The organism is Pseudomonas sp. GZJR-8 (assembly GCF_002916705.1).
GTDB classification, from domain to species: Bacteria; Pseudomonadota; Gammaproteobacteria; order Pseudomonadales; family Pseudomonadaceae; genus Aquipseudomonas; species Aquipseudomonas synxantha_A.
Genome location: NZ_JXSI01000004.1, coordinates 483,970 through 500,371 on the forward strand (window position 1 = coordinate 483,970; position 16,402 = coordinate 500,371).

Here is a 16,402-nt window from a genome sequence, read left to right on the forward strand (position 1 = left end):
GAATCAGATCTTCGGTGGGCCGGGATAACCGCAATGGGCCCAGGAGGCGGGCCGAAAATACCAGGCCATGATCACCAACTTGAGCAGCGAGCCCTGTCCCATGCGCAGCAGGTTCAGGTAGCTGTTTTCCCAGCGGTGCAGGAAGTTGCGGATCTGCTCGCTGCTGGCATTTTCCCAACTGCCCCAGATACCGGTCAGCGGGCCGCGGGTGATGCCCATGCCCAGCACGTCGAATAACTGCTGGGTGAGCTTGAACATCTCCGGCGACAAGTTTTGCAGGCTGTAGTCGAGTTTTTTCAGGGTGTCTTCAATGCCTGCGACCACTGTCTCGGCGCTGGCCGCACCCTCCAGCAGCACTGGGATCACCGCGCGCAAGAACGGCAAATCACCGGCGCGCAACATCGCGAAGCCGCTGGCCGGCGTACTGCTGGAGCAACCGCTGAGACTGGCGCCAAGCCCGGCCGTGGCGAGGAAAGCGCTGGCGCACAGGCCGATTTTCAAGACGCCGCGCCGAGACAGTGCGGGTGAATCGTTCAGGCTGGGGTTCATTGTTTTTATCGTCCTGAAGGTGACGGTTATCAGCGGATAAACAACTTCTGGATCAATTTCTGAATCGATTTGCCGTAAGGGGGGTAGATCAACTTCGCCGCGTTCAGGCGCTGTTTAACCAGCACACCCTTGGCCTTGCTGAATGTCAGGAAGCCTTCATGGCCGTGGTAATGGCCCATGCCCGACGGGCCGATGCCACCAAAAGGCATGTCGTCCTGGGCAACGTGCAGCAAGGTGTCGTTCAGGCATACGCCGCCGGAATGGGTTTCGTGAAGCACACGCTCCTGCTCGTTCTTGTTGTAGCCGAAGTAGTACAGGGCCAGTGGGCGTGGACGCTGGTTGATGTAGGCAAAGGCTTGGTCAAGGCCGCGATACGGCACGATGGGCAAGAGCGGGCCGAAAATCTCGTCCTTCATGACTGTCATGTCGTCGCTGACATTCAGCAGCAGGCTGTGGGCCATACGTCGAGCCTGGCCTTGCTCGTACAGTGGGACCAGGGTGGCGCCCTTGTCGGTAGCGTCCTTGGCGTAGGCATTGAGCCGGGCCAGTTGCCGCTCGTTGATGATGGCGGTGTAGTCCGGGTTGTCGGCCAGGGTCGGATAAAACCCACGCACGGCCTTGGAATACGCCTCGACAAACCCTGCGACGCGGTCCTCCGGCACCAGCACATAGTCTGGCGCCACACAGGTTTGCCCGGCATTCAAGGCTTTGCCGAAGGCGATACGCTCGGCGGCGTCCTTGAGCGGTACATCGGCCGAGACGATGGCTGGCGACTTGCCGCCCAGTTCCAGGGTGACCGGCGTGAGGTTTTCGGCCGCCGCACGCATCACGTGTTTACCAATGCTGGTGGCACCGGTAAACAGCAGGTGATCGAAGCGCAATTTGGAAAACGCCATGCCCACTTCGGCTTCGCCCAGCACCACGCACACCAGGTCCTCGGGAAAGATCCTGGCCAGCAGCGCCTTGAGCAGTTCGCCGGTGGCCGGTGTGGACTCGCTGAGCTTGAGCATCACCCGGTTGCCGGCGGCCAAAGCCCCGACCAGCGGGCCGATAGCCAGATACAACGGGTAGTTCCACGGCACGATGACGCCGACGACGCCCAACGGTTGATAAATGACTTTGGCCGAGGCGGGCTGGAAGGCAATGCCTACAGCGCGACGGGAGGGTTTCATCCAGCCCTTGAGGTGTTTGCTGGCATAGTGAATGCCATGCAGGCTGGGCATCAATTCGGCGAACAGGGTTTCGTCTGCGCTGCGATGGCTGAAGTCCTGGCTGATCGCAGTGATCAGCGCCTGGCGTTCGTCGCTGAGCACATCGCGCAGGGCCTTGAGCCATTGTTGGCGTTGCGCAGCCGGTGGCATCGGGTTGGCGGCGTAGGCGCGACGCTGGGCTTCGAACAGCTCCTGGAGGTGGTCCAAGGCCTGGGCATCTTGCAGGTAGGCAACGTTGGCAGACATGGCGCAGTTCCCGATTGTTATAGGTCTGCCTGGATTTTTAGAGTCATTGCTCTAAATTGTCAAATAACATTGCAGTAACATCCAGATTTAACCTGGCCGGCATAGGCCGTAAGATGCCCCATCCCGTGTTTGGAAGCTGATCCCCCATGGCACCACGAGTAAAGACCAGCGAGCGCATTGTGCAAACCAGCCTGGAGCTTTTTAACCAGCAGGGCGAGCGCAGTGTCAGCACCAACCATATCGCCGCCCATATGGAGATTTCTCCGGGCAACCTGTACTACCACTTCCCCAACAAGCAGGCGATCATCGCCGTGCTGTTTCGCGAATATGAAGCCCTGGTGGACAGTTTCCTGCGCCCGCCCCAGGGGCGCACGATGGTGGTGGAGGACAAGCGCTTTTATCTGCAAGCCGTGCTGGCGGGCATGTGGCGCTATCGTTTCCTGCACCGCGACCTCGAACATCTGCTGGAGAGCGATCCGGAACTGGCCACGGGCTATCGGCGGTTTTCCCAGCGTTGCCTGATCCAGGGCGGTGCCATTTACCAGGGGTTTGTCGATGCCGGCATTCTGAATATGGACCCGGTGCAAACCGAAGCCCTGACCCTGAATGCCTGGATCATCCTGACCTCCTGGGTGCGGTTCCTGTGCACCACCAACGAAAAGTCCACCCACCTGAGCGCCGAGGCGATCAAGCGCGGGGTGTACCAGGTGCTGGTGTTGGAGGCGGGGTTTGTCACGCCCCAGGCCAAAGAAGCGGTGGATGCGTTGTTCAAGGAATTTTACGTGCCCCTGAACCAGGCACTGGAAGAAGTGAAGTAAGACCTTTCCCCTTTGTATTCACAGGAGTCAGTCATGCCGCTTGCCCAACTGATCAGCCCCCCGCAATTGGCCGAGCGCCAGAAGTCGGCAGGGCTGGTGATCCTGGATTGCCGCTTTGCCCTGGAAGACCCGGATTACGGCCTGTGCAGCTACACCGAAGGGCATATCGAGGGCGCGCAATACGCCGACCTGGAGCGCCACCTCAGCGGTCCGGTGACCAAGGGCTTGACCGGCCGCCATCCTTTGCCTGCGGCGGACACCTTCGCCAAACAGTTGCGAGCTTGGGGCATCAGCGCCGACACCGATGTGGTTCTGTATGACGACGGCCCCGGTGCCTATGCCGCCCGTGCCTGGTGGCTGCTGGCCTGGCTGGGCAAGCGTGATGGGGTGTTTATTCTCGATGGTGGCCTCAAGGCCTGGCACAGCGCCGGTTTCCCCTTGAGCCTGGATGCGCCGGTGACCGAGCCGGGCACCTTCACTGGTACGCCGGATAATCGGCTGGTGCTGGATGCCGAGCATTTGCAAAAACGCCTGGGTCAGCCCGGCCTGACCTTGATCGACGCCCGCGCCCAGCCGCGTTTTCGTGGCGAAGTAGAGCCCATAGACCCGATTGCCGGGCATATTCCCGGCGCGCAGTGCGCAGCATTCAATGAAAACCTGGGCAGTGACGGGCGCTTCCTGCCGGCCGAGCAGCTCAAGCAACGCTTTGCTGCGCAGTTGCAGGGGCGCCCGCCGGAGGAGTTGGTGGCGTACTGCGGTTCGGGGGTGACGGCATGCCATAACCTGTTTGCCCTGGCGTTGGCGGGATATCCGTTGGGCAAGTTGTATGCGGGGTCGTGGAGTGAGTGGATTACGGATCCGGCGCGGGAAATTGCAACAGGCGACTGAGCAATTGGCCCTGTAAACCCAATCAAAATGTGGGAGGGGGCTTGCCCCCGATTGCAGTGTGTCAGTCTCAGTATCTGTAACTGATCCACCGCTATCGGGGGCAAGTCGAATCGTCGCACCGCCCCTCCCACATTTTTAACTGCGTTGTGTCAGTAACCACTGTGGGATGCGGCGTTCCAAGTAATAGCCGGGACGTTTCAGTGAACCCTCCACAAAGCCCACATGCCCACCCTTTGTCAGCAATTCAAACTCGGTGCACTCCGACAGCTCACTCGCTTCCGGCAGGCTATGAGCAAACACAAACGGATCATCGGCGGCCTGGATGATCAGTGTTGGTGTGCGGATATCGCCCAGGTAGTAGCGACTGGATGCGCGGCGATAGTAATCCTCAGCACTCAAGAAGCCATGCAACGGCGCAGTCACTCGCCCATCGAAGTCCCAGAACGTGCGCATCTTCTCCAGGGAGCCCAGTGCCTCCAGGGTTTTCAGTCCTTCCTCACGTCCATCTTGCAAAAACTGGCGTTGCTTTACGCGAATGTACGCCAGCATCTCGCGCATGAAGTGCTTCTGGTAGATCCGCGAAAACCCCAGACCGATGCGATCAGCGCATTGGTCCAGGCGAAACGGTACCGAGACCGCCGCCGCGCCTTGCAGCCCCGAAGTCACGCCGGTTTCGCCCAAGTGCTTGAGCAACACATTGCCGCCCAGGGAATACCCCACGGCATACAGCGGTGCCAGTGGCCGTTTGGCGCGCAGATGGGCAATCGCCGCGGCCAGGTCTTCGCTGGCCCCGGAGTGATAACTGCGCGCCAGAAGGTTGGGCTCGCCCGAGCAGCCGCGCCAGTTCAACGCAACGCTGGCCCAACCTTGGCCGGCGAGGGCTTGTTGCAGGCCGGCCACATAGGGCGAATTGGACGAACCGGTCAGTCCATGCAGCACCAGTACCAACGGTGCGTGCAGGTCATGGGGGCCATGCCAGTCGAGGTCGAGGAAGTCGCCGTCTTCCAGCCATAGACGTTCGCGTTGGCGTTCGATATGGGTCGTTGGGCGCAACAGCGGCCCCCACAGTGTTTGCAGGTGAGGGTTGCCGAGGCCGAAGGCGGGTTTGAACAGATCGGAAGAGGGGGTCATGAAACTCTCGGTAGCCAGTGAGCTCGCCGTGGCAAGCTCCCCTGCCACAGGTTAAGCGGCGTTTTCGACCAGGCGATGCCACAACGCGTAATACACCCGTCCGGACTTTTGCTCCCGATGCAGGCGCCAACTGCCCGGCAGGCCGAGCGTTGACGGCGCGGTCTCGCTTTCAGTGTAGATCCAGGCATCCGGTGCCAGCCACTGGCGCTCTTCGAGCAAAGCACACACAGTCGGCAGCAGGTTCTGGTTGAACGGCGGGTCGAGGAACACCACGTCGTATTCAGTCACCGCCTGGGTTTCCAGGTAGCGCAGCGCGTCGGCCGTCTGCACCTGGCCGGTGGTGCAACGCAGCGTGCCCAGGTGTTCCTTGAGGCTGGACACCGCCACATTACTGGCATCCAACGCCTGGCCCTGGGCCGCGCCACGCGACAGCGCCTCCAGGAACAGCGCGCCACTGCCGGCGAACGGGTCCAGCACCTTGGCCCCGCCGATGTATGGCGCAAGCCAGTTGAACAGGGTTTCACGCACGCGATCCGGCGTCGGGCGCAGGCCTACGACGTCGGGGAAGCTCAGCTTGCGGCTGCCCCATTCACCGCCAATGATGCGCAGTTGGCCCACACCGTTATGCACGTTGTGGACAGGTTTTTTCGGGCGAGATGAACTGGCCATTAATGCTCCGGAACCCCGAGCGGCTGCTCGGCAGGTTTATCAGTGGGGGGCGGTAGTGGCTTTTGCGCAATCGTCGGGCCGGCGGTCACGATGACCATCTTGTCGGCGCTCAAGTGTTTGTTCATTGCAGCCTTGACCTGCTCTACGGTAAGGGCCTGGGATTGTTTCATGAAATCTTCCAGATAGCTCAGCGGCAGGTTGTAAAAACCCATGGCGCCCAGTTGCCCGACAATATCGGCGTTGCTCGCGGTGGACAGCGGGAAGCTGCCGGCCAGTTCGCGCTTGGCGTCGTCCAGTTCTTTTTGCGTGGGGCCGTTCTTGAGGTAGTCAGCCAGTACATCCTCAACCAGGCGCAGGGTGCCGCCGCTCATTTCGGCGCGGGTCTGCAAGTTGATCATGAACGGGCCGCGCACCTGCATCGGCGAGAAACCGGAGTACACGCCGTAGGTCAGGCCGCGTTTTTCGCGCACTTCGCTCATCAAGCGGGTGCCGAAGCCACCGCCGCCAAGGATCTGGTTGCCCAGGGACAGAGCTGCGTAGTCCGGATCGGCGCGGTCGATGCCCAATTGCGCAAACAGCAGGTGGGTTTGCTTGGAGGGAAACTCGATACGGCTCAGGCCGGCTTTTGGCTCGGTCGGTTGAGCGATCTTGGCCATGGCGGGCCCTTTGGGCAGCGAGGCCGACACTTTGGCCGTCATGGCCTCGGCCTCAGCGCGAGTCAGGTCGCCGACCACCGCAATCACAGCATTACCCGCCGCGTAGGCTTTGGCGTGGAATGCCTTCAACTGCGCCAGGGTGATCTTCGGCACACTCTCGGGGGTGCCTTCGCTCGGGTGCGCGTAAGGGTGATCGCCGTACAGGCGCTTGAACAGTTCGATGCTCGCCAGCTTGGCGGGGTTCTGCTTCTGATACTCGAAGCCGGCCAGGATCTGGTTCTTGATCCGCGCCAGGGAGTCTGCCGGGAACGTCGGTTGGCCAATAACCTGGTCGAACAGTGCCAGGGCTGCGGTGCGCTTATCGCTGTCGCTGAGGCTGCGCAGGGTGACCAGCGCCATGTCGCGGTAGGCACCATTGCCGAAGTCGGCGCCGAGGCCCTCAAAACCACTGGCGATCTGGCTGACATCCTTGCCCGGCACGCCTTCGTTGAGCATGGCGTTGGTCATCAGCGCCAGGCCCGGTATGTCGCCATCCTGGCTGCTGCCGGCGGCGAACAGGATGCGCATGTCGAACATCGGCAGTTCATGGGCTTCGACAAACAGCACCTTGGCGCCTTCGGCGGTGGTCCAGGTTTGCACATCGAGCTTGCGGTTGGTTGGCGCCTTGCCGTCCAGTTCCGCCAGCGACTGCAGGGTGCTGGCCGATTGGGTCTTTTCCAGAGCCTGGCTGGCGACCGACTCGCTCGGGCGCAGGAAATACACGGCACTGGCCGCAACCAGGGTGACTGCGATCAGGCTGGGCAGGATCAGGCGGCTGCTTTTACGATCACTCATGAGCGGTCTCCTCAGGCAAAACATGGGCGACGCTCAGACGTTCGCGGGTGAAATAGGTGCGCGCGGCTTTCTGGATATCTTCTGGCGTCACGCTTTGCAGGTCAGCCAGTTCGGTGTCCATCAGCTTCCAGGACAGGCCGACGGTTTCCAGGGAGCCGATGGCAGTGGCCTGGCTGGTGATGGAGTCACGCTGGTACACCAGGCCGGCAATGACCTGGGCCCGGATGCGCTCCAGTTCTTCAGCGGTCGGCGGCTTGGCTTTCAACTCATCAAGCAGGCGCCACAGGCCGGCTTCGGCTTGGGCGACGGTCTTTTGTTTCTGCTGGTTGGGCGTGGCCGAGAGCATGAACAACGTATCGCCACGGGTATAGGCGTCGTAGTTGGTGGACGCGGCGGATACCAGCTCCTCACCACGTTCCAGTTGCTCGGAGATACGTGCACTGTAGCCGCCGTCCAGCAGGGCCGAGATCAGGCGCAAGGCTTGCACCGAGCGTTTGTCTTCGGCGGTGGCCAGGCCCGGTACGTTGAAGCCCAGGAACACGCTTGGCAGTTGGGTCTGCACCCGCAGGGTCAGCAGGCGCTCGCCGGGTTCGGCCAGCTCCAGCGGGATCTTCGCCGGTGGCACATCACGCTTGGGGATCGGGCCGAAGTAACGCTGGGCCAGGCTTTTCACCTCGTCCGGGGTCACATCGCCGACCACTACCAGGGTAGCGTTGTTGGGCACATACCAGGATTGGTACCAGTGGCGCAGCTCCTCGACCTTCATGCGCTCAAGGTCAGCCATCCAGCCGATGGTCGGCGTGTGGTAGCCGCTGGCCGGGAAGGCCATGGCCTTGAAGCGTTCGTAGGCCTTGGACATCGGGTTGTCGTCGGTGCGCAGGCGGCGTTCTTCCTTGATTACCTCGATTTCGCGGATGAACTCGTCGGCGGGCAGGCGCAGGCTGGCCATGCGGTCGGCTTCCAGCTCAAAGGCCACGCCCAGGCGGTCGCGGGCCAGCACCTGGTAATACGCGGTGTAGTCATCGCTGGTGAACGCGTTTTCTTCGGCGCCCAGGTCACGCAGGATCAGCGAGGCTTCGCCGGGGCCGACCTTGGCGCTGCCTTTGAACATCATGTGTTCAAGGGCGTGGGACAAACCGGTCTGGCCTGGGGTTTCGTAGCTTGAACCAACCTTGTACCAGACTTGGGAAACCACCACTGGCGCGCGATGGTCTTCGCGCACGACCACTTTAAGGCCGTTATCCAGAGTGAATTCATGAGTGGGTTGTGGGTCGGCAGCGAAGGCTGAAAGGGGCAGACAAACTGTGCTGAGCAGCAGGCCTGCGGCGCGGCGGGCTAGAGCATTCATTCGTTTTTTAACCTGTTGGGCTGCCCGCTTGGTCTTAGCGTCGGCGGGCGAGGAGGTGCTAGGATACTGATCCGATTTAGGGACGGCCACTGCGGTCGTCATCTAGTCCTGGGTTCAGTCGTAGGAAAGTTGGAGTAGTTGGCGTTTTTCCCCGACAATCTTCCACGTTTCGCCGATTTTATCGCTTCAGTCCCATATTGAAACGATTTGCCAAGGCACTTATTTACGCCTTACAAAATGTTGCGCATGAACAAGCGGGCGTTAAAGCAGTCTGTTCTGCATCGAATTTATTTACCGAGGCGCCCTGGCGCATCGCTACTTTGAGATAGCCGTCCTCCATGTTTGGTTCCAACGACGACAAGAAGAGCCCAGCTGCGGCTGGCGAGAAAAAAGGCCTGTTCGGATGGCTGCGCAAAAAGCCGCAGGAAACCGTCGTCGAACAGCCGCAGGTTCAAGCTGAGCCTATTCCAGAGCCTATAGTAGAAGCCGAGCCGGTTGCCGAGACGCCGGCGCCGGTGGTGTTGCCCATCGCGGAGCCGGTATTGCAGCCGGTGGTCGAGGCAGAACCCGAGCCGGAGCCCGAGCCCGAGCCCGAGCACAAACCGTGGCTTGCGCTACCGGTAGCCGAAGAGCCGGTGGCACTGGTTGAAGATGTGCAGGCTGAACACGTGACGCCGCCCATTCCGGTGGCGCCACCGGTAGAGGTAGTGGTCCAGACGCCGCCAGCGGTCGAAATCCCGGTTGAAGTGCCTGCTGTCGTTGCCGCGCCTGCGGTGATCGAAGAGCCTGTCGCGCCTGCCGAAACCAGCAAGAGCGGCTTTTTCGCCCGCCTCAAGCAGGGTCTGAGCAAGACCAGCGCCAGCATCGGCGAAGGTATGGCCAGCCTGTTTCTGGGCAAGAAGGTCATTGATGATGAACTGCTGGAAGACATCGAAACCCGCCTGCTTACCGCCGACGTGGGTGTCGAAGCCACTGCCGTGATCATCCAGAGCCTGACTCAGAAGGTCGCGCGCAAGCAACTGACCGACGCCGATGCGTTGTACAAATCCTTGCAGGCCGAACTGGCTGCAATGCTCAAGCCCGTGGAAGCGTCGCTGGTGATCACCCCGAACAAGCCGTTCGTGATCCTGGTGGTCGGCGTCAACGGCGCGGGCAAAACCACCACCATCGGCAAGCTGGCCAAGAAGCTGCAGGGCGAGGGCAAGAAAGTCATGCTCGCCGCCGGTGACACCTTCCGTGCCGCCGCCGTCGAGCAGTTGCAGGTATGGGGCGAGCGCAACAAGATCCCGGTGATCGCCCAGCACACCGGCGCCGACTCCGCTTCGGTGATCTTCGATGCCGTGCAGGCCGCCAAGGCGCGTAATATCGACGTGTTGATCGCCGATACCGCCGGGCGCCTGCACACCAAAGACAACCTGATGGAAGAGCTGAAGAAAGTGCGCCGTGTGATCAGCAAGCTCGACGCCGATGCGCCGCATGAAGTCTTGCTGGTGCTCGACGCCGGTACTGGTCAGAACGCCATCAGCCAGGCCAAACAATTCAACCAGACGGTGCAGCTGACCGGCCTGGCATTGACTAAGCTCGACGGCACGGCCAAAGGCGGGGTGATTTTCGCCCTGGCTAAACAGTTCGGGTTGCCGATTCGTTATATCGGTGTCGGTGAAGGTATCGACGACCTGCGCACCTTTGAAGCCGAACCCTTTGTACAGGCACTGTTTGCCGAGCGGGAGCGTTCATGATTCGATTCGAACAGGTCGGTAAACGCTATGCCAACGGGCATGTGGGCTTGCATGAGCTGAGCTTTCGAGTGCGTCGCGGCGAGTTCTTGTTTGTCACCGGTCACTCGGGCGCTGGCAAAAGCACGCTGTTGCGCCTGTTACTCGCCATGGAGCGCCCGACCACCGGCAAGTTGCTGCTGGCGGGCCAGGACCTGGCTACCATCAGCAATGCGCAAATTCCGTTTCTACGCCGCCAGATCGGCGTGGTGTTCCAGAATCACCAGCTGCTGTTCGATCGCACGGTGTTCAACAACATCGCGCTGCCGCTGCAGATTCTCGGGCTGTCCAAAGCCGAAATCGTCAAGCGCGTGGATTCGGCGCTGGAGCGCGTGGCATTGTCGGACAAGACCGACCTTTACCCGGGGGACCTGTCCACCGGCCAGCAACAGCGCGTCGGTATTGCCCGCGCCATCGTCCACCGCCCGGCCTTGCTGCTGGCGGACGAACCCACCGGTAACCTCGACCCGCGCCTGGCGGCCGAGATCATGGGGGTGTTCGAAGACATCAATCGGCTGGGCACCAGCGTATTGATCGCCAGCCACGACCTGGCCCTGATCGCCCGTATGCGCCATCGTATGTTGACCTTGCAACGTGGCCGCTTGATCGGTGATGGGGAGGCTGGCGTATGAGTGCTACCCGTAGCCCCAAAGTATCCGAACGCGTGGCACCCAAGCCTGCCGATCCGCAACCGCCGAAGAAAAAGCGTGACGAAGACGATGGCCCGGACTTCGGCACCTTGCTGCGCGCCTGGATCGAAAGCCATCGCGCCAGCCTGCTTGACAGCCTGCGTCGCCTGGGCAAACAGCCGATCGGCAGCTTTTTCACCTGCCTGGTCATGGCCGTAGCCTTGAGCCTGCCGATGGGCTTGTCGCTGCTGCTTAATAATGTGGAGCGCCTCGGCGGTTCCTGGCAGCGGGCGGCGCAGATATCGCTGTACCTGAATCTGGACACCAGCAGCAAGGACGGCGAAGCGCTACGCGACGACATCAAGAACATTCCGGGCGTAGCGGATGCCGAATACATCAGCCGCGATCAAGCCCTTGAAGAATTCCAGCAGCAGTCCGGCCTGGGCGAGGCGCTCAAGGAGCTGCCGCAGAACCCGCTGCCGGGCGTGGTGCTGGTGACGCCGAACGAGGTCGACAAGCCGGCGCTGGAGGCCCTGCGACAAAAACTCGCAGAGATGCCCAAGGTGCAACAGGCCCAACTTGATCTAGTCTGGGTAGAGCGCCTGGCCGCGATCCTCAAGCTGGGTGACCGCTTTGTGTTCGGCCTGACGGTGTTATTAGTGTCTGCATTACTTTTGGTGATAGGTAATACCATTCGTCTTCATATTGAAAACCGTCGCACCGAGATAGAAGTGATTAAACTGGTCGGCGGCACGGACAGCTATGTACGCCGTCCTTTCCTGTACATGGGCGCGCTTTATGGCCTGGGTGCCGGGGTGTTGTCCTGGGGCGTGCTGGCGTTTGGCCTGAATTGGTTGAACGACGCGGTTGTCGGGCTGGCGGGTTTGTATGGCAGTGATTTTGCCCTGGCCGGGGTGCCGGTAGCCGATGGTCTGAGTCTCTTGCTTGGCGCGGTGTTGTTGGGGTATATCGGTGCCTGGATTGCGGTAGCACGGCATTTACGTGAACTGGCGCCGAAGTAGTTAATGCCAGATTAATGTGGTTTCGTTTGTATTGACCGTATCAGTGGTTTAGGGAACTTGTCCTACGGTTCCCAGGTCAATTTTCGCAGTGCTGAACTGCACGAGTTATGTGAGTCGGAGGTTTTTTCGTATGACCACTTCTTTGCAACCTGCTTATGCCTTGGTCCCGGGTGCGAACCTGGAGGCCTATGTGCACACGGTCAACAGCATTCCATTGCTGACACCCGAGCAGGAGCGTGAACTGGCCGAGAGTCTCTACTATGAGCAGGATTTGGGGGCGGCTCGGCAGATGGTGCTCGCCCACCTGCGTTTTGTCGTACATATCGCCCGTAGCTATAGTGGCTACGGCCTGGCCCAGGCTGACCTGATTCAGGAAGGCAACGTTGGCCTGATGAAGGCTGTAAAGCGCTTCAACCCTGAAATGGGTGTGCGCCTGGTGTCGTTCGCCGTGCACTGGATCAAGGCGGAAATCCACGAGTTCATCCTGCGCAACTGGCGCATCGTGAAAGTGGCGACCACCAAGGCCCAGCGCAAGCTGTTCTTCAACCTGCGCAGCCAGAAGAAACGCCTGGCGTGGCTGAACAACGAAGAAGTCCACCGCGTGGCCGAAAGCCTCGGTGTGGAGCCTCGTGAAGTGCGCGAGATGGAAAGCCGCCTGACCGGCCATGACATGGCCTTTGACCCAGCCGCCGAAGCGGATGACGACAGCGCCTTCCAATCGCCTGCCAACTACCTGGAAGACCACCGGTACGACCCGGCGCGTCAACTGGAAGACGCCGACTGGAGCGATAATTCCAACCACAACCTGCATGAAGCGCTGGAAGTGCTGGACGACCGCAGCCGTGACATTCTCTACCAGCGTTGGCTGGCAGAAGAGAAAGCCACGCTGCATGACCTGGCGCAGAAGTACAACGTGTCGGCCGAGCGGATTCGTCAGCTTGAGAAAAGCGCGATGAACAAGCTGAAGTTGTCGATCGCCGCCTAATTCAGCTGGCAATGCTAGTTTGAAAATGTGGGAGGGGGCTTGCTCCCGATAGCAGAGTGTCAGTCAACATCAAAGTGACTGATCTATCGCTATCGGGAGCAAGCCCCCTCCCACATTTGTTTTGTGTTGTGTCAGTTGGACCAGGGGGCTTTTCGAGAGTTGTTCAGCTCAGTCAGGTATCCAGCGCCACCTAATTGACTCATCTGCTGGCGAATCCAAGCCGCTCGCCTGGCCACATACGCGGTCGGATGACTGGCACTCCATACCCTTGGATTAGGCAACACCGCCGCCAGATAGCTGGTCTGTTGCCGCGAAAGCCCCTTGGCGCTCACGCCAAAATGGTGCCGCGCCGCCGCCTCTGCGCCGAATACGCCTTCATCCCATTCCACGCTGTTGAGGTACACCTCAAGAATCCGCTTCTTGGGCCACAGCACCTCGATCAACCCGGTGAACCACGCTTCCAGGCCCTTGCGCAAATAGCTGCGGCCGGCCCACAGGAACAGGTTTTTCGACACTTGCTGGCTCAGCGTGCTGGCGCCGCGAATCGAGCCGCCGCGTTCGTTGTGCAGGATCGCGGCCTGGATCGCGCCAAAATCAAAGCCCCAATGTTGCGGGAAGCGCTGGTCTTCACCGGCCATCACCGCCACTTTGAGGTCATCGCTGATTTCATCCCACGGTACCCAGCTGCGTTGCAGGTCAATGGGTTCGCCGTCGATCCAGGACTCGACCTTGCGCTCCACCATCAACGCGGTAAACGGGGGCGGGACCACACGAAACAGCAGCACCAGCAACACACTGCCGATGGCGAACCATTTCACGAAGTTGAGAAAGCGTTTGAAGAGGACACGCAGCATAGAGATGGCTTGGCCGAACCCGTTGAGCGGGCCATTATACAGACCCTGCCCGATGAGTCTGACTGGAGTTCCCCATGCTGCGTAGCTTTCTGATGCTGGCTGCCTTTTTCGGTTTTACCGGTGTCGCCCTGGGTGCGTTCGCCGCCCACGGCCTGAAAAACCGCCTGAGCGCCGACTACCTGGCGATCTTCCATACCGGCGTGACCTACCAACTGGTGCACGCCCTGGCGTTGTTCGGCGTGGCGTTGCTGGCGGCGCATATTCCCGGTCGATTGGTCAGTTGGGCGGGTATCTCGTTTACCGTCGGTATCCTGCTGTTCTCGGGCAGCCTGTATGTGCTGACGATGACTGGCATCAGCAAACTCGGGATCATTACGCCGTTCGGCGGGCTGGCGTTCCTGCTTGGCTGGTTCTTCCTTGGCCTGGCAGCGTGGCGCTTGCAGCTTTGACCGCTTGACGCTTGGAGCTGACCGGCAGGTCCCAATCGCGCTAGAATGCGGGCCCCTAAAAACGATGGCGGCCCGTGGCATGCGCATTCAGTTGAACGGCGAACCCTTTGAACTGCCCGACGGTGAAACCGTCGCGGCCCTGCTGACCCGCCTGGACCTGACCGGGCGTCGCGTCGCAGTGGAGCTCAACCTGGATATCGTCCCGCGTAGCCAGCACGCCGAGACCTCGCTGAAGGAAAACGACCAGGTCGAAGTGGTCCACGCCATCGGTGGCGGTTAGCCCGCCACGGCGGTAACGCATTCTGCAGAACCTCATCCAAACAGAGGATTTCCCATGAGCATCGTTCGTAACGACAAGCCTTTCGTCCTGGCCGGTCGTACCTACCAGTCCCGCTTGCTGGTCGGCACCGGCAAGTACCGCGACATGGAAGAGACCCGCCAGGCCATCGAAGCCTCGGGTGCCGAAATCGTGACGTTCGCCGTGCGCCGCACCAACCTGGGCCAGATTGAAGGCGAACCGAACCTGCTCGAAGTGCTGTCCCCAGACCGCTACACCTTCCTGCCGAACACCGCCGGTTGCTACGACGCCATCGAAGCCGTGCGCACCTGCCGCCTGGCCCGTGAGTTGCTGGACGGCCACAACCTGGTGAAGCTGGAAGTGCTGGCCGACCAGAAAACCCTGTTCCCCAATGTGATCGAAACCCTCAAGGCCGCCGAGACCCTGGTCAAGGAAGGCTTTGACGTGATGGTCTACACCAGCGATGACCCGATCATCGCCCGGCAGCTGGCAGAAATCGGCTGCATCGCGGTGATGCCACTGGCTGGCCTGATCGGTTCCGGCCTGGGCATCTGCAACCCGTACAACCTGCAGATCATCCTTGAAGAAGCCAGGATCCCAGTGCTGGTGGATGCGGGCGTGGGCACTGCCTCCGACGCGACCATCGCCATGGAACTGGGCTGCGACGCGGTGCTGATGAACTCGGCCATCGCCCACGCCCAGCAACCGATCATGATGGCCGAAGCCATGAAACACGCGATCGTCGCGGGCCGCCTGGCCTACCTCGCCGGACGCATGCCGAAAAAACTCTATGCCAGCGCCTCTTCGCCGCTGGATGGTCTGATCAAGTAAGAGCTATTGATGACTGAATCAAACGAAACGCCGAACACCGTGGAAGCGGGCGACGAGTCCAAGCACCGCCGCATCAAGAGTTTTGTGATGCGCGCCGGCCGTATGACCGAAGGCCAGCAAAAGGGCCTGGAGCAAGGCACGCCGCTGTTCGTTTTGCCCCTGGCCGATGCGCCGGTTGATTACGACCAGGTGTTTGGCCGTTCGGCCCCACGCTCCCTGGAAATCGGTTTCGGCATGGGCCACTCCCTGCTGGAAATGGCCGCGGCCGCGCCGGAGCAGGATTTCATCGGTGTGGAAGTCCACCGTCCAGGTGTCGGCGCATTGCTCAATGGCGTGCTGACCCAGGGCCTGACCAACCTGCGAGTTTACGACTGCGACGCGATTGAAGTGCTCAACCGCTGCATCGCCGACAACAGCCTCGACCGCCTGATGCTGTTCTTCCCCGACCCATGGCACAAAGCCCGTCATCACAAGCGCCGTATCGTCCAGGCATCCTTCGCGGAGCTGGTGCGCAGCAAGCTGAAAGTCGGCGGCATCCTGCATATGGCGACCGACTGGGAACCGTACGCGGAATACATGCTGGAAGTGATGAACGTTGCCCCTGGCTACCGCAACCTGGCCGAAGACGGCAAATGCGTGCCACGCCCGGCCGAGCGGCCGATCACCAAGTTCGAACGCCGCGGCGAGCGATTGGGGCATGGAGTGTGGGATTTGAAGTTCGAGAAGTTGGCTTAAACAGTCATCAGCATTGAAATGCAATCAAATGTGGGAGGGGGCTTGCTCCCGATAGCAGGGTGTCAGCCACCAAATCTTTGGCTGATACACCGCAATCGGGAGCAAGCCCCCTCCCACATTTGTATCTGTGTTGGGCCTGGGATCAGCGCCGGTCTGCCACTACCCCAATCAACACCAGCACCACGATCAACACCGGCGCCAGGCTGTAGTTATTGAATTGGCTCAGCCCCCGCACAATCCACGGCGTAGCGTAGATCAACGCCGCACCGCTGCCGATCATGCACAGCAGGGCCATCAAGGGCACGCGCAGGGCGCCGGCGATGCTGCCCAGGCGCGCTTCGACCCAGCCCTTGATATCGGCGCCGAACAGCACCAACAAGCAGCCCACGAGGGCCAGGGAGATTTCCGACAGGTTGCTACGGCTCCAGCGGGATACGGTGGCGAGCAGGTCGAGTACCAGATCCATTCGATTTC

Annotated in this window: 18 protein-coding genes; 10 read left to right on the forward strand and 8 right to left on the reverse strand. The window is 60.8% G+C overall.

The features are described from left to right. Nucleotides 1-3: 3 nt before the first annotated feature. Together TK42_RS11305 and TK42_RS11310 are read right to left on the reverse strand one after the other, a co-directional pair. Nucleotides 4-549: a twin-arginine translocation pathway signal protein gene (locus TK42_RS11305; protein WP_103734225.1), complete on the reverse strand. Its 546-nt coding sequence runs from the start codon at nucleotides 547-549 to the stop codon at nucleotides 4-6. A 29-nt stretch (nucleotides 550-578) separates the two neighbouring features. Beyond that, nucleotides 579-2,006, reverse strand: coding sequence for a coniferyl aldehyde dehydrogenase (locus TK42_RS11310; RefSeq protein WP_103734226.1), 1,428 nt, complete (start codon nucleotides 2,004-2,006; stop codon nucleotides 579-581). A 146-nt stretch (nucleotides 2,007-2,152) separates the two neighbouring features. Between TK42_RS11310 and TK42_RS11315 the strand changes: the two genes are divergently transcribed. Together TK42_RS11315 and TK42_RS11320 are read left to right on the forward strand one after the other, a co-directional pair. After that, nucleotides 2,153-2,824, forward strand: a complete 672-nt coding sequence (locus tag TK42_RS11315) for a TetR/AcrR family transcriptional regulator (RefSeq protein WP_005792294.1) — start codon at nucleotides 2,153-2,155, stop codon at nucleotides 2,822-2,824. A gap of 33 nt (nucleotides 2,825-2,857) precedes the next feature. Further along, on the forward strand, nucleotides 2,858-3,712 hold the full coding sequence (locus TK42_RS11320; RefSeq protein WP_103734227.1) for a sulfurtransferase: 855 nt from the start codon (nucleotides 2,858-2,860) through the stop codon (nucleotides 3,710-3,712). Between the two features lie 135 nt (nucleotides 3,713-3,847). On the opposite strand, the gene TK42_RS11325 is transcribed toward TK42_RS11320, so the two are convergent. Genes TK42_RS11325 through TK42_RS11340 form a run of 4 tightly spaced genes read right to left on the reverse strand, consistent with a single transcriptional unit; the run spans nucleotide 3,848 to nucleotide 8,350 of the window. Beyond that, nucleotides 3,848-4,843, reverse strand: coding sequence for a hydrolase (locus TK42_RS11325; protein ID WP_032878905.1), 996 nt, complete (start codon nucleotides 4,841-4,843; stop codon nucleotides 3,848-3,850). Nucleotides 4,844-4,894: 51 nt separating this feature from the next. Continuing rightward, nucleotides 4,895-5,512, reverse strand: a complete 618-nt coding sequence (gene rsmD / locus TK42_RS11330; protein WP_005792291.1) for a 16S rRNA (guanine(966)-N(2))-methyltransferase RsmD — start codon at nucleotides 5,510-5,512, stop codon at nucleotides 4,895-4,897. Then, nucleotides 5,512-7,002: a pitrilysin family protein gene (locus TK42_RS11335; RefSeq protein WP_103734228.1), complete on the reverse strand. Its 1,491-nt coding sequence runs from the start codon at nucleotides 7,000-7,002 to the stop codon at nucleotides 5,512-5,514. Before TK42_RS11335 ends, rsmD begins: the two co-directional genes overlap by 1 nt. Next, the gene (locus TK42_RS11340; RefSeq protein ID WP_032878908.1) at nucleotides 6,995-8,350 is read right to left on the reverse strand and encodes a pitrilysin family protein; all 1,356 of its coding nucleotides are present in this window, start codon (nucleotides 8,348-8,350) and stop codon (nucleotides 6,995-6,997) included. Before TK42_RS11340 ends, TK42_RS11335 begins: the two co-directional genes overlap by 8 nt. Before the next feature lie 338 nt (nucleotides 8,351-8,688). Between TK42_RS11340 and ftsY the strand changes: the two genes are divergently transcribed. The 4 genes from ftsY to rpoH all read left to right on the forward strand — a co-directional run bounded on the left by ftsY (nucleotide 8,689) and on the right by rpoH (nucleotide 12,761). After that, the gene (gene ftsY, locus TK42_RS11345) at nucleotides 8,689-10,089 is read left to right on the forward strand and encodes a signal recognition particle-docking protein FtsY (RefSeq protein WP_103734229.1); all 1,401 of its coding nucleotides are present in this window, start codon (nucleotides 8,689-8,691) and stop codon (nucleotides 10,087-10,089) included. Beyond that, nucleotides 10,086-10,757: a cell division ATP-binding protein FtsE gene (ftsE, locus tag TK42_RS11350; protein WP_003213784.1), complete on the forward strand. Its 672-nt coding sequence runs from the start codon at nucleotides 10,086-10,088 to the stop codon at nucleotides 10,755-10,757. The genes ftsY and ftsE overlap by 4 nt, the downstream gene beginning before the upstream one ends. After that, a complete protein-coding gene (gene ftsX, locus TK42_RS11355) occupies nucleotides 10,754-11,776 on the forward strand; it encodes a permease-like cell division protein FtsX (protein ID WP_032878914.1) in 1,023 nt (340 codons plus the stop codon). Before ftsE ends, ftsX begins: the two co-directional genes overlap by 4 nt. Nucleotides 11,777-11,906: 130 nt before the next feature. Continuing rightward, complete coding sequence (gene rpoH / locus TK42_RS11360) at nucleotides 11,907-12,761, forward strand: RNA polymerase sigma factor RpoH (protein ID WP_003176698.1); 855 nt, start codon at nucleotides 11,907-11,909, stop codon at nucleotides 12,759-12,761. Nucleotides 12,762-12,892: 131 nt separating this feature from the next. Here the strand turns inward: rpoH and mtgA are convergent, their stop codons facing one another. Beyond that, nucleotides 12,893-13,615 (reverse strand): monofunctional biosynthetic peptidoglycan transglycosylase, encoded by a 723-nt coding sequence (gene mtgA, locus TK42_RS11365; protein WP_103734230.1) that lies wholly within the window; start codon nucleotides 13,613-13,615, stop codon nucleotides 12,893-12,895. Nucleotides 13,616-13,689: 74 nt separating this feature from the next. Between mtgA and TK42_RS11370 the strand changes: the two genes are divergently transcribed. The 4 genes from TK42_RS11370 (at nucleotide 13,690) to trmB (ending at nucleotide 15,928) form a co-directional block, all read left to right on the forward strand. Then, nucleotides 13,690-14,064 carry a DUF423 domain-containing protein gene (locus TK42_RS11370; RefSeq protein WP_005792284.1) on the forward strand — a complete coding sequence of 125 codons (375 nt, stop codon included), beginning with the start codon at nucleotides 13,690-13,692 and terminating at the stop codon, nucleotides 14,062-14,064. Between the two features lie 79 nt (nucleotides 14,065-14,143). Continuing rightward, nucleotides 14,144-14,344 (forward strand): sulfur carrier protein ThiS, encoded by a 201-nt coding sequence (thiS, locus tag TK42_RS11375; RefSeq protein WP_032878918.1) that lies wholly within the window; start codon nucleotides 14,144-14,146, stop codon nucleotides 14,342-14,344. 54 nt (nucleotides 14,345-14,398) lie between these two features. Then, nucleotides 14,399-15,193 carry a thiazole synthase gene (locus tag TK42_RS11380; RefSeq protein WP_032878919.1) on the forward strand — a complete coding sequence of 265 codons (795 nt, stop codon included), beginning with the start codon at nucleotides 14,399-14,401 and terminating at the stop codon, nucleotides 15,191-15,193. Nucleotides 15,194-15,202: 9 nt separating this feature from the next. Then, nucleotides 15,203-15,928: a tRNA (guanosine(46)-N7)-methyltransferase TrmB gene (gene trmB, locus TK42_RS11385; RefSeq protein ID WP_032878921.1), complete on the forward strand. Its 726-nt coding sequence runs from the start codon at nucleotides 15,203-15,205 to the stop codon at nucleotides 15,926-15,928. Between the two features lie 142 nt (nucleotides 15,929-16,070). Here trmB and TK42_RS11390 read toward each other — a convergent pair whose 3' ends face one another. After that, entirely contained in the window at nucleotides 16,071-16,394 is a 324-nt protein-coding gene (locus tag TK42_RS11390) for a DUF3392 domain-containing protein (RefSeq protein ID WP_043046299.1), read from the reverse strand. Between the last annotated feature and the right edge of the window lie 8 nt (nucleotides 16,395-16,402).